Origin of the sequence: Pseudomonas sp. RA_35y_Pfl2_P32, from assembly GCF_963970735.1 — a bacterium.
Classification (GTDB): Bacteria; Pseudomonadota; Gammaproteobacteria; order Pseudomonadales; family Pseudomonadaceae; genus Aquipseudomonas.
Map to the genome: position 1 here is coordinate 176,880 of NZ_CAXAQF010000009.1, position 15,399 is coordinate 192,278.

The 15,399-nt window shown below is 62.1% G+C and carries 11 protein-coding genes; 2 read left to right on the forward strand and 9 right to left on the reverse strand.

The window, feature by feature from the left end; all coding sequences use genetic code 11:
* Positions 1-8 precede the first annotated feature (8 nt).
* The 4 genes from AACY45_RS11450 to AACY45_RS11465 all read right to left on the reverse strand — a co-directional run bounded on the left by AACY45_RS11450 (position 9) and on the right by AACY45_RS11465 (position 4,911).
* Positions 9-1,160 (reverse strand): efflux RND transporter periplasmic adaptor subunit, encoded by a 1,152-nt coding sequence (locus AACY45_RS11450; protein ID WP_339545557.1) that lies wholly within the window; start codon positions 1,158-1,160, stop codon positions 9-11.
* 101 nt (positions 1,161-1,261) lie between these two features.
* Positions 1,262-2,359 carry a DUF1513 domain-containing protein gene (locus tag AACY45_RS11455; protein ID WP_339545558.1) on the reverse strand — a complete coding sequence of 366 codons (1,098 nt, stop codon included), beginning with the start codon at positions 2,357-2,359 and terminating at the stop codon, positions 1,262-1,264.
* A gap of 14 nt (positions 2,360-2,373) precedes the next feature.
* Positions 2,374-3,438 carry an imelysin family protein gene (locus tag AACY45_RS11460; protein ID WP_339545559.1) on the reverse strand — a complete coding sequence of 355 codons (1,065 nt, stop codon included), beginning with the start codon at positions 3,436-3,438 and terminating at the stop codon, positions 2,374-2,376.
* A gap of 45 nt (positions 3,439-3,483) precedes the next feature.
* Positions 3,484-4,911, reverse strand: a complete 1,428-nt coding sequence (locus AACY45_RS11465; protein ID WP_339545560.1) for a di-heme oxidoreductase family protein — start codon at positions 4,909-4,911, stop codon at positions 3,484-3,486.
* Between the two features lie 192 nt (positions 4,912-5,103).
* Between AACY45_RS11465 and AACY45_RS11470 the strand changes: the two genes are divergently transcribed.
* Positions 5,104-8,874, forward strand: a complete 3,771-nt coding sequence (locus AACY45_RS11470; protein WP_339545561.1) for a dermonecrotic toxin domain-containing protein — start codon at positions 5,104-5,106, stop codon at positions 8,872-8,874.
* A 92-nt stretch (positions 8,875-8,966) separates the two neighbouring features.
* A complete protein-coding gene (locus AACY45_RS11475) occupies positions 8,967-9,413 on the forward strand; it encodes a hypothetical protein (RefSeq protein WP_339545562.1) in 447 nt (148 codons plus the stop codon).
* A 160-nt stretch (positions 9,414-9,573) separates the two neighbouring features.
* Here the strand turns inward: AACY45_RS11475 and AACY45_RS11480 are convergent, their stop codons facing one another.
* The 5 genes from AACY45_RS11480 to AACY45_RS11500 form a co-directional block, all read right to left on the reverse strand.
* On the reverse strand, positions 9,574-10,917 hold the full coding sequence (locus tag AACY45_RS11480) for an imelysin family protein (RefSeq protein ID WP_339545563.1): 1,344 nt from the start codon (positions 10,915-10,917) through the stop codon (positions 9,574-9,576).
* A 267-nt stretch (positions 10,918-11,184) separates the two neighbouring features.
* A complete protein-coding gene (locus AACY45_RS11485) occupies positions 11,185-13,239 on the reverse strand; it encodes a putative bifunctional diguanylate cyclase/phosphodiesterase (RefSeq protein ID WP_339545564.1) in 2,055 nt (684 codons plus the stop codon).
* A gap of 326 nt (positions 13,240-13,565) precedes the next feature.
* Complete coding sequence (locus AACY45_RS11490; RefSeq protein ID WP_095165865.1) at positions 13,566-14,162, reverse strand: superoxide dismutase; 597 nt, start codon at positions 14,160-14,162, stop codon at positions 13,566-13,568.
* Between the two features lie 175 nt (positions 14,163-14,337).
* The gene (locus AACY45_RS11495; protein WP_339545565.1) at positions 14,338-14,940 is read right to left on the reverse strand and encodes a LysE/ArgO family amino acid transporter; all 603 of its coding nucleotides are present in this window, start codon (positions 14,938-14,940) and stop codon (positions 14,338-14,340) included.
* 5 nt (positions 14,941-14,945) lie between these two features.
* The gene (locus tag AACY45_RS11500; protein ID WP_339545566.1) at positions 14,946-15,347 is read right to left on the reverse strand and encodes an ACT domain-containing protein; all 402 of its coding nucleotides are present in this window, start codon (positions 15,345-15,347) and stop codon (positions 14,946-14,948) included.
* Positions 15,348-15,399 lie beyond the last annotated feature (52 nt).

Below are 15,399 nucleotides of genomic sequence, written 5' to 3' on the forward strand. Positions count from 1 at the left end.
TTCCTTGATCAGTCAGCGCGTGGCTGGCTGTTCTGTTCGGCCGGCAGGTTTTTGTCCGGGCTGATGACGATGTGCATGCCGTTTTCGAGCTTGATCTGCCCGGCGCTGATGACCTGCTCGCCGTCTTTCACGCCTTTGTTGATCAGTACCAGGCCGTCCCGGCGTTCACCGGTTTCGATGAACCGCCGTTCGGCGACCAGGACCGGCTGGTCCTGGTCGTCTTTTTCGAGATTGCCCTCGGCATTTTTTTTCTGCGCGACCACGTACAGCGAGTTGCCATACAGGGTGTAGGTGACCGCACTTTCCGGGACCACGATTTTTGTTTCAGGGGCCGGCATCAGGACTTGCAGGCTGGCGAACATGCCTGGCAGCAGCTTGCCGTCAGGGTTGGCCAGGGTGGCGCGCACCAGCACGTTACGGGTGCTGTTCTCGACCTTGGGGTTGATGGCACTGATGGTGCCGGGGAAGTTCTGCCCGGCATAGGCGGAGACGCCGACGTTGACCGGTTGGCCCTTGGCGATTTTCGGCAGCACCTGTTCCGGTACGTAGAAGTCCACATACAGGCTGCTGAGGTCTTGCAGGGTGGCGATCACCGTGCCACTGGCGAGGTAGTCACCAACGTCGACCTGGCGAATGCCGATGGTGCCGCTGAAGGGCGCGATAATGTGTTTTTTCGCCAGCGAGGCCTTGAGTTGATTGACCGTGGCCTTGTTCTTGGCCAGTTGCGCGCTGAGGCGGTCGAACTCGCCCTTGGAAATGGCGCTGCTGCCCACCAGCTGGCTGCCGCGGCCGTAGTCCAGTTGTGCCAGGCCCAGGTCGGCCTTGGCGGTCTCCAGCAGGGCGCTTTCGACGGCGCTGTCGAGCTGGACGAGCGGCTGGCCGACCTTGACCTGCTGCCCGGACTGGAACTGCACGTCGGTGACGGTACCGGCGACCTCCAGGCTCAGGTCGACCCCCTGCAGCGCCTTGAGGGTACCGACGGTGGGCAGGCGAACCTGCCAGGGGCGTTCGGTGGCGGTGACCACGGCAACGCTCTCCGGCGGCTTGGGCGCAGCGAAGGTCTGGATCATCTGATAGATGGAAAAGGCCTTGTAGCCCCCCAGCATCAGCACGATCAACAGCACAACCCCCAACATGATCAGCATGCGGCGACGCAGCATATTCCACTTCCTTGGAAAAAATCAGGCGAGACAGGCGGCACATTACTCCCTGTGTGCCTGTGATTCCATATGTGTGGGGGCAGGCACGACCCCTGGGGCAATCAGACCAGATGCAAATGGTTGTCCCAGAGCCCTGCCGGCAGTTCCAGGGGCTGGGCCACCAGCGGTGCCTTGCGGCAATCATAGAAACGGCAGCGCCCCTGGCCCGAGGTCACGACAAAACCATCGTCCACCGCGCCGACCCCGGCGCAGTCGGGCAGCGGGGCATCGAGCTTCACTTCGCCGCTGTCCAGGTCCCAGATGAAAAACCGGTTGCCCCGCGGCGCGGTCAACGCCACCAGGCGCAGTTCACTGTGCACCGCGACGCTGGCGGTGTAGTGCCCCATGGCCTGCAACTGGTGCGCATCGACCGGGAAGGCAACGAAGGGCTGGCCAGGGCGCTTGATCGCCAACAGTTCGGACGACTCGTGGGCGGCGCCCATGAACTGCTGGCCGGTGACGATGGTGCCGTCGCTGGCGATGCCCATGTGCCGCACGCTGTTCATCTGCTGGGCCAGGGTTTCCTTGCTCAGCAGGGTGCCGTCGCGCTGCATCAGCACCAGGCTGGGCGCCATGGCATCGAGGTTCATCTCGACCCGGCTTTCGGCCTCGGTGCGAATCCCGCCGTTGGCCACCACCAGGGTTTCGCCGTCCGGCATCCAGGAGACCTGGTGCGGGCCGATACCGTGGGTGGAAATCTCGCCGCTGTGCACCAGGCGCTCGCCCTCGAAGCGGTACACCCCGAGCAGGCCGCGGCCCGGGTCGGTGGTGTCGTTTTCGGTGGCGTATAGCCACTCGCCATCCTTGTGGATCACTGCGTGGCCGTAGAAGTGCCGGTTCACCTGCGAAACCACGGTTTGCAGCAACGTGCCGTCGCGCAGGTCCACCAGGTAGCTTTCGGTCCCCGGCCGCCGGGCGACGAACAGGGCGATCGGCCGCTCGGGGTGATTGATGATGTCGTGGCAGCGCTGGCCGACTTCGGTGGCGAACACCCGGGTGCCGTCCAGCCGATAGCCGACGGCGTAGTGCTTGCCGTCGCTGTCATCGCGGGCTGAAAGCAGCAAAGGGCCGTGGTCCTTTTGCTTGAACAGCTTCCAGCCGCCCAGCGTCACCGCGCCCAGCAACACACTGCCGAAAGTCAGAGCCTGGCGTCGCAGCATGGAGCTAACCCTCATCAGTCACCGTCGTTGGCGTTGAAGCCCAGTTGGATGCCCAGCGCCTTGGCCAGTTCGCCTTCGTGCAGGCGATGGACGACGTTGAGGCTGTCGTAGAGATCGTTGAGTTGCTGGCGACCGGCATCGTCACCGAGCATGTCGGTCAGCGAGCGCTGGTTACTGTCGAACAGCTTCAACGACGCGGCATAGGCGGCGTCGATCTTGTCCGCCAACGGCTTCTGCTCGGCCGGCAGCAGGCCACGCAGGCCTTTGTTGTCGACACCGACCCAGACGGTCTGTGCGGCGCTGAGGCTGGCCTGCAGGCTTGGCAGCGACGACTGGCTACGCCAGGCATCAGCCTGGAACGGTTGGGCAATGCCCTTGGTCTGGCGGCCCATCGGCGTGCCGAGTTTTTTCTTCAGGGTATCGAGCGCCGTCACCTGGGCGCGCAGCAGGTCGGCGATGGCTTCGTGGGAGTCCGCGTAACGCTGGTTGGGGAACTTGGTCATCTGCGCCAGCATGCCGTCGGTGCTGTTCCAACTGGCGAGGATTTCCTCGGCCAGCCGTTTCTGCCGCTCGCCAATGGCGGTCAGCAGCGGGCAGTAGCGGGCTTTCTGCGCAGCGTCGGCAACGTTGCTCTTGGCGTCGAACAGAATGTACTCATAGGCCGACAGGCCCTGGACCACCACGCTGGATTTGGCCAGTGCCGCGGCATCGATCTGGGGCTGGGCGCTGAGCAATTGCTCGACCTGGCGACCCACCAGGTTCTTCTTGTCCGGCCAGAACTGGATCTGCCAGGAGCGGTTGCCCTCGGCCAGCGGACCGACCAGCAACGGCTGCAGTTCGGCCCAGGCTTTTTGCGCGTGGAGGAAGTCGGCGCGGGCGGTCGCCAGGTCAGACTTGCCTTCGCAGTAGGCCAGGGCACTGACCGCCAGTTGGCGATCGGCGTCGACCCAACGGCTGTAGGTCGGCAGGATCACTTGCTTGGCAATGGCCGCCGAGGTCACCGCTTGTGGGTCCTGGGGGGCGCAGGCGCCGAGGGCGAGGGCGGCTAGGCTGGTGAACAACAACTTGGGACGAAACATATCGGGCTCCCTATGTGTATGGGGCAAAGCAAATGGGAAAGGCGTTCAAAGCGAATTCAAAAAGGCCAGCAGCGCCGCGCGCTGCTCGGCACTGAAAGCTAAAACCTGTTGCTGCGCCGCTGAAGCTTCCCCCCCGTGCCAGAGCACGGCTTCGAGCAGGTTGCGAGCGCGGCCGTCATGCAGGAACTGGGTGTGGCCGCTGACCGTCTGCGTCAGGCCAATGCCCCACAGCGGTGGGGTGCGCCAGTCGCGGCCGGAGGCCTGGAACTCGGTGCGGTTATCCGCCAGGCCTTCACCCATGTCATGCAGCAGCAGATCGCTGTAAGGGCGAATCACTTGATTGGCCAGTTCGGGTTCGGCGGCAGTGGCGGCGGTGGTGAATTTTGGCGTGTGGCACGACTGGCAACCGGCCTGGAAAAACAGGTTCTTGCCGGCCAGCACCTGGGCGTCGTTGACGCCGCGTCGGGCCGGTACACCCAGGTTGCGACTGTAGAACAGCACCAGGCGCAGGATGTTGTCGCTGACTTCCGGCTCGCCATCGGGACCATTGCCGTTGGGCGCTTTTAAGCAATCGGCCTGGGTTGGGGTGCAGTCATCAAAAGGCCTGAGGCGGGTGGTCAGGCCCATATCACCCGAAAACGCGTGGACATTTTGTTGATTGAGGTTCGGTTGTCCGGCTTTCCAGCCAAAGCGCCCCAGCACGGTTTTTTGCTGCGCATCGTCCCAGACCAGGTTCGGCCGGCCCTTGATGCCGTTGCGGTCTTTGTCCTGCGGGTCGGCGTTGGCCAGGATCGCCGCATCGGGGATGGCTTCCAGCAGGCCGAGGCCGATCATCGGCGGGGCCACCCGCGCGGAAAAACGCGTGTCCGGGTGCATCGGGCCGTAGCCCAGTTGGCTGATCTTAAGGCTGGGCTTGCGCAGTTCGACTTCGCTGCCGTCCTTGAATCGCACCATAACCGGTGTGTACTCGACCCGGACCTTGCCCTCCGGCGTGACCCCGGGGACCGCCATGTCCTGGAACTGCCCACCGTAGACCGGCTCGGGGACCACGCCGACCTGTTCGATCAGCGTGGCGTAGGCCGGGGCATTGGGGATCGACAGGCGCACCAGCATCGAGACCGAGTTCTTGGCATCGGGCGCCGGTGGGTGGCCGCGACCGTCCTTGATGTGGCAATTCTGGCAGCCGTTGGTGTTGAACAACGGGCCGAGGCCATCACGGGCAGTGGTGGTCGAGGGGGCGGTGACCCAGGGGCTGCGGAAAAAGCTGTTGCCGACACTGAAATCCAGCCGCCTTGTCGGCGAGAGATTGGCCGATGGCAGGGAAAACGCGTTCTGGTCGCTCTTGCGCACGGTCGCCGCGCCCCCGGAGCGGGCCTCACCGGGCTCGGCCTCGGTAAACCGCGGGGCGTCATCGCAGGCACTCAGGCCCAGGGCCAGTAGCAGTGCAGACAAGCGAAGCGGCAGCGAGGGCATCGGGTATCCAGAAAGACGAGCAAAACAGGGCGCAAAGTCTAACAGGGCAGGGGAGTTTGAATAAGAGGAATTATCGTTTGCTTGACTGGGGGCAGTGCCCGGCCTCGTCGGACAACGCCGTACATATGCACCCCCCAAGGGATTTATCGAGGGGGCAGGATGCAGGACACTCCGTCACCTTAGAGTTTCCCCATGCTGAATGAATACGTACCGCCTTCCCCCCTCAACGAGCAGTTGAACTCCCGAGACAGCGCTGGGCAGGCCAGTTTGCGCCAGCAACTATCGGAACTGGACGTCCAGGTCACTGAGGGTTTTCAGACCCAGCCGGATTTTCATGGGTTCGTGCAGCACCACTTCGATCAGGACTTTGCCGAACTGACGTCCCCTCTGGATCTACGGCACAGCTATATCCAGTCCCGTGAAAAAACGCCCACGACATCCTCGGGTACGGATGACGCGCAGTCGCTGTCACTGATGCCCAGTCTGATGGATGCTGCCGTGCAGCGCATCGTCAGCGGTGAGGCGGCGAGTTATGCCCGTCGGCAGACCGACTTCTACCATGTGCCCAAGGCCGGTGGCGCCACTGAACGCTTTTCGGCGCTCAAGGCCCAGGCATTCGATGGGTTTCTCGATCGGTTGGCCGACGGATTGCTGGTGCAATACCCCTTGTATCTGCAGCGCTACTGGGACACGCCTTTGAGCCCCACAGACAACCGAACCCACAAACAGTGGCTGGAGGAGGTCAGGCTCAGCCATCTGAAAACCGAGTTTGAGCTGCTCAGGTGCGATGAGCTCCTCAGCCCCACCGCGCAAACGCTGTTCGACAAACTGCTGCGTTATCCGGATGCCGCGGCCCGCCAGGCGCTGCAGGGCTATCGTCCCTGTGTCTATGGTGTGGCACTCAAACAGGGCGAGGCACCTGCGATCCAGATGCAGGGCGCCTTTATCCTCACTTCGCGTGACCCGCAGGACTCGCAGGCGGGCTGGGAGATCGATGCCCGTGCGCCTGTGGTTCGCCCCATCGAACCGACTGCAAACGTCGGGCGGGTGCTGTTGTTTTCCCCGCTGCAGGGTTTTGAAGAGTTCGACTCGCTGGCCAGCCTTGATCGTGAGTTGCACCGTCGCCTGGGGCACGGCGTCGAGTTCGCCAGCTTGCTGGAGATGATTGCCGACGACGATCACGAGCGTGTACTGGCCCTGCATCGTGTCGCGCCGGTGTGCGATCAGATGCTTTATCTGGAGCGCCTGGATTCGCCTTTCACATTCGGCATCGAGTCGCAGTGCCGGTTGATCCAGCAAAATGTTGCCTCGACCATCGCCCGCTACCAGGCGATGGGTATCCACGCCGATATGGCCAACTTGCCTCGTGCGCTGGACCGAGTGACCGATCTGCGGCGCGCGTTCACGATCGATGCGGTACTGCAGGCCAGGAACAAAAAACGTACGCAGGCACGACTGCGGGCTTTTCTCGCGGGAGCCTCTGTCGTCGACAAAGAGGCCTGGGCATCGGCGTTCACCCTCTATGGCCAGACGCTGGCCAATTTGCCGGACAGCGAAGGGCTGCCTTCCTTCAGTCAGTTCAGCGACCGGCGCTCGCTGTTGGCGTACAGCAATCGACAACTGCGCGTGGCGCTTGAGTCCGAGCACGGATTGACGGTGAATCCGGATGACATCCTCGTCACCACTCGGGAACCCGATGTGCGGCCAGTGACGTATGCGCCGGGTGCGCCTGCGTCCACCATCAGCGAGCCTGGGGGGGCGCAACGCAGATACCGTTCGCGGACGTTGACCGAACTGGCCCTGGAGAACGTCGGGGGCCTGGACTTCAATTTCAGCAATGACTCCACACTGAACGTGAAAGCCGCGAGCAGCGCGGCATCCAACCGCAGCATGCAGTCAGCGAACATCAATCCCGCCGCAGGATTGCCCGCCTATGACGGTTTGACGATCGAGCAGGTCAAAGACATGGTGCGCAACCTGAATGTCGGCCAACACTATCAGGACTTTTTGAAGGAGAAGCTGATCACTTGCGCACAGGCCTTGCAGCACAAACACACGTTTGTCCGGCTCATGGCCCAGCAACTGCGCCTGGATGCCATCGAAGCCAAGATCAACGGTGATTTTCTACCGGACCGACTGGCGCGTGGGTTCAATTGGGTGAGCGTGGTGCTGGATCAGCCTGTCGATAACGATCAGCGTGCTCAGGTCGAAGATCACCGGATTATCGTGCAGCACTTGAAGCTGCGTGGTCAGCGGGTTCGCGGCGTATTACTGTTCTGCACCTCGACCGCCGGCAGCGGTACCGTTGTGGTGTACACACCCCAGGCACCCGACGGGCGGGTGTTCCGGGAGTACCCCCGAGAGCGCCTGATGAGTGACTTCATTCATAACAGCCAGTGGCGCGAGTACCTGGTCGGGCGGGTGGAGCTGGCGTTTCAACCCCATGTCCGGGCTTCAGTGCAAGGGCGGGGGGATGTCTCCATGGTCAGCCTTGTGCGAATCGCAGGTAACGTCTTCGAGGAGGGGTATGAAATCGAGGCCAGCTTCGCGATCAATGACGCGGCCGCCCAGATGACCACCACTGGGCAAACCGATATCGAGACCGGTCTGACGGTTGCGGGTATTGCGCTTGATGTGGTGACCATGGTGTTGCCGATCCGCGTAACACTGCCTATCGGCCTGGCCAGGAGTCTGTTTGCGCTTTTTAACGCCGTTGAGGCGGCGAAAATCGCAGATCGTGAAGGTGTCGCCCATCACGTTGTCCGGGCATTGGGAGAGTTCACCGGCGCTGTGGTGGATGGCGCAGTCGGGATGGGGCTTGCCGGTGCCACGCCCAAAGCGGTCTCCAGGCTGGCCTCAGGTGCGCGAAAATTGAACCCGCAAATGGCCCTGGGTAAAAAACCGCAGGCCCTCAGCCCCCTCCCCGGATGGGAGGGCAAAGGCATTTATTACAAGCTCTCGCCCGTCGATGGAGCCAAGCAGTACTTCCTCAATGACGGCCAACAGTGGTACTCGATCCTGGATGAGGGGTTTGAGGAGGCATGGCGTGTCAGGGACGCCCGCAAGCCGGTTCAGCACCACTATGCGCCGATCCGCCGGGATTGCGCCGGGCAGTGGGAAATCGGCACGCACCCGGATGCGCCCGCCTTGGGAGGTATTTCTCCGGAGCGCGCGCTCAGGGATCTTTACCCCTTTCTTGACGAGTTTCAGGCCCGGCGTGTGTTTGAGTCTTTCGCGTTTCCGCGTGGGCGCGAAATCGAGTTTGGCTTGAGCCTGGTTCATTACTTACGCATAGGGGGGGCATTAGGGATTTTCGACACTTACCTGATCGTGAGCCCGGAGCGTCTACGAATGCGCCTCAGAGGCCTTGATTGGGCGAATGCGTGGAGCGGCGGCGGTGTGGTTGGCGAGGCCGCTCGGCCCACCACCATCGAGCCCGTCCCGGGACCCAGTCGTCCCCGTCCGGTCGAGCCGATTCCCGGACCAAGCCAACCGGTGCCCGTGCCACCACGCCCCGTCAGGCCTGCCCACGAGCAATTTGTCGATTGGGGACAAAGTCTGGATCCCTCTGAGTTTCAGGTGCAAAACGCGCAGATGGGCATCTATCGGCGTATCGGTGGCGACCCGCAATGGATCGGGCGTGACTACGTCAAGATTGATGAACGCTACTTTCCTGTTCTACCTTCAGGCGCCACGATCAATACCGGTGTTGTGCTGATGCATGATCCACAGATGCCCACCAACAGCTTTGTGGCGTTCGAGCGCACGCTCAGTACTGACCTTTACCGGCAGCCAAGGTTGGCGACGTTCGAGCAATCATTGTCTCGATGGATGCATTCAATTGAGTTGCCTTTCGTCAAGTCGCTGGTCGCTTATGTGGCGGACGCGTTCCCCACATTCACGTCAATCTCTCAGACGCAGGTTGCCAACATGCTGTTCACCTGGGCAATCCTTCAGGCCTGACGGTCTGGGGGATTGCCGCCCTCCAGCGCACGCTGCAGGGCTGGCGCTCTCTATCAGCCCAGGCGATGCCCGTGCTGGGCGAGCCACTGTCCATGCTCCCGCTCACCCGCAAGACCGCAGGCGCCTGGCGACTCGAAACCTTTCCCGACGTGTACCACCGCCTGAATTTCACTACACAGGACATCCCGTTGCTGATGCATGAGGCCTTGGTCTCGGGGAGCGACGGCGCGCTGAGGGCGCTGATGGTCGAGCGGTTGGTGGGCAGCCGTTACGAAATGGTCACAGGGTTCAACCAGCCGTTCGAGTTGATGTTCAGGCGTGCGGGGAGCGATCAGTTATTTTGGATGTCGTTGCGCAGAGCGTTGGGCGAGCGGGTTGAAGGCCTCTCTGGTGTCGCGCCGAGGATTGACCTGATGGACCCGGCTACACGCGCCCTGGTCAGTCAGGCGCAAGCCAACAACCATTTCGTCAGTTTGATCGGCGGCATTCATCTGCCAGCGGTCGGTGCCCAGTCGAGTCTCTTTGCTTTCCGGATCTGACCGGGCTCGATGCTCGACGTCGATCGTGGTCGCGTACCTGCACCTTAAAACGAGAAAAGCCCTGCAAGCGTGAGCCTGCAGGGCTTCTCGGTCAGGCTGACCCGCTGATCAGCCTCGCGCGTGCCGGGGCATTTTCAAGACGGGTCGTGGCCGGGGTTGATCAGAACTCGTGATCAGCGTTGTCTGGGTTCAGGTCGCTGATACCCAGCTTGCCAGCCGCTTGTTCGATCGAACCGGTCTGCTTGACCAGGGCGGCGATGGCGTCGCGCACGACCTGGTTGCCTGCGGTGTTGCCGGCGGCGATCAACTGGTCGTAGTGCTCACCCTTGTTGGCGTGATCGACCATGACCTGCAGCTTGGCTTCCGTCGCCGCCAGATCCGCCTTGAGGGCAGTATCGGCAGCTGGATCGGCCTTGGCCACCAGCGACGACAGGCTGGCGCCGGTCATCTTGGTGCCGTCGGTACGGGTGTATTCGCCCAGGTACACGTTACGTACGCCCTTGGCGTCGTAGAAGTGCGAATTGTGGGTGTTGTCGCTGAAGCAGTCCTGCTCGTCTTCAGGGGAGTTGGCTTCCAGGGACACCTTCATCCGCTCGCCAGCCAGTTCGCCCAGCGACAGGCTGCCCATGCCGAACAGCATTTTGCGCAGGCCGGTCTCGCCTGGCTCGGCTTCCAGGGTGGCGCGGTAGTTGTCGGCCACGTTCGGCTTCCAGTTACCGACCATTTCTTCCAGGTCGCTGACCAGCAGTTGGGTCACGGCCTTGAGGTAGGCGCGACGGCGATCGTTGTGGCCGCCGGTGGCGCCGGTGCCTTCCAGGTAGTCCGAGGCCGGACGGTTGCCAGCACCAGGGCCGGTGCCGTTCAGGTCTTGGCCCCAGAGCAGGAATTCGATGGCGTGGTAGCCGGTGGCAACGTTCGCCTCGGAACCGCCCAGCTCGTTCAGGCTGGCGAGTTTTTCCGCGGTGATGTCTTTCACGTCGACCTTGTCTTCACCCACCTGGACTTCGGTGTTGGCGATGATATTGGCGCTGGCACCCGGGTTGCCCAGGGCGTGCTCGTAGCTCTTGTCGACGTAGTCGATCAGGCCTTCGTCCAGGGGCCAGGCGTTAACCTGACCTTCCCAGTCGTCGATGATGGTGTTGCCGAAGCGGAACACTTCGCTCTGCAGGTAAGGCACACGAGCGGCAACCCAGGCAGCCTTGGCGGCTTTGAGGGTCTCGTCGTTCGGCTTGGCGAGGAAGGCGTCGATCGCGGTTTGCAGGGTTTTCGCGGTGGATTCGGCGTCGCTGTAGACGGCGAACACGATATCGGCGTAATGCGCGACTACGGCCTTGGCAGCGGCTTCGTCGACTTTGCCTGTGGCGGCTGCAGCTGCAGGTGCTGCAGTGCTGGCGGCTGGAGTAGGCGCTTGAGGAGCAGCAGCCTTGTCTTTACCTTCGCCGCAACCGGCGAGGGAAATAGCGATGGCCAGCAAACTGGCGGTAGCCAGAGGCATACGAATCATGGCGAACATCCTGCTTCGGTAGATGAGGGGCAAGCGCGGTGAGCGCAAAACTGCGACATAATGCAAATCTTTCGCATTATGTGTAAAGGGTTGTACCTGGAAATATTTCTTATTCACGGTAGCAGTTGCCGAAGGCTGCGTTCGAGTTGTAGCAGCTGGCGTAGCCTGCGTTCGAGGACGCAGTCCTCGCCCGGGCGATTTGTAACGTCGACGACGGCTGCGCCGCCGAACGCGGCCTCGCGGAGCGCGACCGCTGCTACAACGCGGCTACAACAAGCTCAGGACGTTGCTGCGTTGCGCCTGTTTCAGGTAGGCGCTCAGTTCCCGGGCCGGCAGCGGCTTGCTGTAGAAATAACCCTGACCTTCATGGCAGCCCTCAGAAATGATGTAGGCCTCCTGCTCAGCGGTCTCCACCCCCTCGGCAATTACCTGCATGCCCAGGCTTTTACCCAACTGGATGATGGCGCGCACGATGGTGGCATCGTCATCGTCGTCCAGCAGGTCCTGGACGAAGCTCTTGTCGATCTTGATTTTGTCCAGGGGCAGGCTTTTCAGGTAGCTGAGGGAGGAGTAGCCGGTGCCGAAGTCGTCGATGGCGATCAGGGCGCCGGAGCGGCGCAGGCTGAGCAGGTGCTGGGCGGCGGTGCTGATGTCTTCCATCAGGCCGGTCTCGGTCACTTCCAGCTCCAGGCTACGCGGCGGCAGGTGGTACATCTGCAGCAAGTTATTGACCACCCGCGGCAGCTCGGCGTGGTGCAGTTGCACGGTGGAGAGGTTGACCGCCATGCGCAAGTCGCTGAAGCCCTGGTCGTGCCACTCGCGCAACTGGCGACAGGCCTGGTCCAGGACCCACTCGCCGATGGCGATGATGGTGCCGTTCTGCTCCGCCAGCGGAATGAACAGATCCGGCGGTACCAGCCCGAGCTCCGGATGCTGCCAGCGAATCAGCGCCTCGACCCCCACCACCCGGTGATCGCGGTAGCTGATCTGCGGTTGATAGACCAGGAAGAACTGCTCGCGGCGCAGGGCCTCGCGCAGGTCCTTTTCCAGTTCGCGGCGCCGGCGCATTTCGCTGTCGACGCTGGCGATGTAGAACTGGTAGCGGTTGCGCGAGCGGGTCTTGGCCAGGGTCATGGTCTGCTCGGCTTTCTGCAACAGCTTTTCGGTGCTGTCACCGTCCTCCGGGAACAGGGTGATGCCGATGGTGGCGCGCAGGCGAATCTCCTGGTGATCGAGGGCAAACGGCGCTTCCAGGTCATCAAGAATGCTTTGCGCCAGTTCGGCGGCTTCATAGGGTTGCTCGATATCGGCCTGAACCAGGGCGAACTGGTCGCCACCCAGGCGTGCCAGCGCGCCGAGGCGACCACTGTGGGCGCGCAGGCGGTCGGCCAGGGCCAGCAACAGTTGGTCACCGGTCTGGTAGCTGAACTGTTCGTTGATTCCCTTGAAGTCGTCCAGGCCAACGCAGATCACCGCGACCCGGCGTTGCAGGCGCCCGGCATCCACCAGGATCTTGTCCAGTTGCTGTTGCAACTGCTGGCGGTTGGGCAGGCCGGTGAGAAAGTCGTACTGGGCCATGCGCAGCAGGCTGTTTTCCGCTTCATGGCGCAGATGGGTATTGCGCTCGATGGACTCGAGCAACTGGTTGGCGGTATTGATCCACAGCCCCAGTTCGTTTTTCTCGTGGCCTTTGAGCTGGGGGATCTTGTGTTCGCTGGGACGGTCGGGGTTGATGGTGGTCAGGTGCTCGATGATCCGCGCCAGCGGCTTGGTCAGCAGCCAGTGATAGACCAGGTACAGCACCAGCCCCATGGCCAGCGCCCGCAAAACCCCGGAAATGAAGATGATCACCGAGCTGACAATAAAACCCTGGCCATAGGTGGCCGTGTCGAGGGTGATGCTCAGGTCGCCGTAGTACTCACTGTAGGGACCACGCCCCACCAGTTGGGTGGTGAAGGTGCGCTCTTTGCCCAGGATCAGGTCGGTCAGCCAGCGACTGCCGGAGTGCTGCAGCTCACGGCTTTTTTCCGCCAGCATGGTTTCATTGGGATGGCCGATGGAGGCCATGCGCACGGCGTCATCCTGGAACAGCCCCTCGATCACCTGCATGCCCATCTCCCGGTCCAGGCTGTAGACGGCCTGGGTCGATGGGTCGCGAAACATGTCGAGGATGCGTTCAGCATCGTTGGCTACCGCCTGGTGCGTCTTGTAGGCATCGAAGACGATCTGTGCGCAGCTCAAGACCACACCCACGATCAATGCCGACAACAGCACAACCCGGAGCAACTTCACCGACAAGCTGTTTTTAAGTTCCAGCTTCAAAGGGTAATTCCTTGTTCCGTGCGGGTAACGTCAAGATGCCATGAGTATTGGCAATCCCGTGATGGCAGTCAAAGGGACAATCGAGCCCTGCGGACGTTGTCCGCCGGCCTGGCCGCACAACCGGGGGGGCCGGTTATTGAAACCCATTTGTAGTGTGTCGGTATGCACCTCCTGCAACTTGAGGGGCAGGGGAGAATATTTGTATCTGGATGATGGTAGCCGCCTGTGGCGCCGGAGCAAGGGCAGGGGTGTTTTTCGGGGGTTTCAGCTGCCGCCGCAGGCATAAAAAAACCCGGCAATGCCGGGTTCTTTCACAACAAGCGGACTCAAGCGGTGAAGGTTTTGCCTTCGAACTGCTCAGCCACGAACTTCCAGTTGACCAGGTTCCAGAACGCTTCCACATACTTTGGACGCACGTTGCGGTAGTCGATGTAGTAGGCGTGTTCCCAGACGTCGCAGGTCAACAGCGGGGTGTCGCCGTTGGTCAGCGGGTTGCCGGCGCCGATGGTGCTGGCCAGGGCCAGGGAACCGTCAGCCTTTTTCACCAGCCAGCCCCAGCCGGAACCGAAGGTGCCGATGGAGGTTTTGCTGAACTCTTCCTTGAACTTGTCGAACGAACCGAATGCAGCGTTGATGGCCTCAGCCAGCGCGCCGGTTGGTTGACCGCCGGCGTTTGGCGCCAGGCAGTTCCAGTAGAAAGTGTGGTTCCACACTTGAGCGGCGTTGTTGAAGATGCCGCCCGAAGAAGACTTGACGATTTCTTCCAGAGTCTTGCCTTCGAACTCGGTGCCTGGCACCAGGTTGTTCAGGTTCACGACATAGGTGTTGTGGTGCTTGTCGTGGTGGAACTCCAGCGTTTCCTTGGAAATGTGCGGCTGCAGTGCATCGTGTGCGTAAGGCAGTGGCGGCAATTCGAAAGCCATGATGATTCTCCTAATCAGGTCAGTTGCGGTGAGCGCAAGGCCGATCACGGGCGGCCAGACAAGCGCCGGGGAGTTTGTACTCTTTGCGGCGCAGGTGTCGGATCATAGCACCGGGGGTGCGGCATAACCACGCAACAACTGTGTGGGATAGAGGTTCCAGAGCCTTTTGCGATATTCAACGGGCGACAATTAATTGAAAGGCCACCGCGAACATCATCACCGCCACCAGCAGGTCGAGAATCCGCCAGGTGCTGGGGCGCGCCAGCCAGGGTGCCAACCAGGCCGCGCCGAGGGCCAGGGTGAAAAACCACAGCAACGAGGCACTGGCCGCGCCGACCACGTAGGCGCCAGGCTCGGTTTGCTGGGCGCCGAGGGAGCCGATCAACAGCACCGTGTCCAGGTAGACGTGGGGGTTGAGCAGGGTCACCGCCAGTGCGCTGAGCAGTACCGCGCGCAACGAGCGCACGGTCTGGTCCTCGCCCTGCTGCAGGCTCTGCTTCGAACAGGCCCGCCGCAGCGCCAGGCTGCCGTACCACAGCAGGAACGCGGCGCCGCCCCAGCGCGCAATGGCCAGCAGGGTCGGGTTCTGCGCGAGCACGGTGGCCAGGCCAAATACCCCGGCCGCCACCAGCAGCGCGTCGCAGACCACACACAGTGCGGCCACCGGCAGATGATGTTCACGGCGCAGGCTTTGCGCCAGGACAAAGGCGTTTTGCGTGCCGATCGCCATGATCAGGCCGAACGCGACCAACAGGCCGTTTACATAGCTTTGCCACATGCGTCTTACTCCGCGTTCGCCGCCAGTTGCGTGAGTACGGCCATGGCGCGCGTTGCATCGCCCTGGCCGACAAACAGATGGTCGTGGTAGTAGCCGGCAATCACGTTGCAACTGATACCGGCCTGGCCCAGGGCCGTGGCGAAGGCGGCGGTGAGGCCGACAGCTTCCAGGGCCGAGTGCACGTTGAGGGTGATCCACGCCGCCACGTAGTCGAAGGCGAGCTCGCACTTCAATGCGCTGGAGCGTTCGAGGATCACCGTCAGGCCTTCCTGTTCACGAAAGCTGCCGATAATTTCGCAGCCGGGTGGCAGTTGCCCGTCGGCAATCGTGCAGAACACGTATTCGCCCTCGTTGAGGTGCGGGCTCATGCTGCGCAGCAAGGTGTTGAGTGAGGTTTCGCCAGCCATGTCGCTGATCCTTGGGCAAGAGTGGATGCTGGCTATTCTCCTGTTCCAGGCT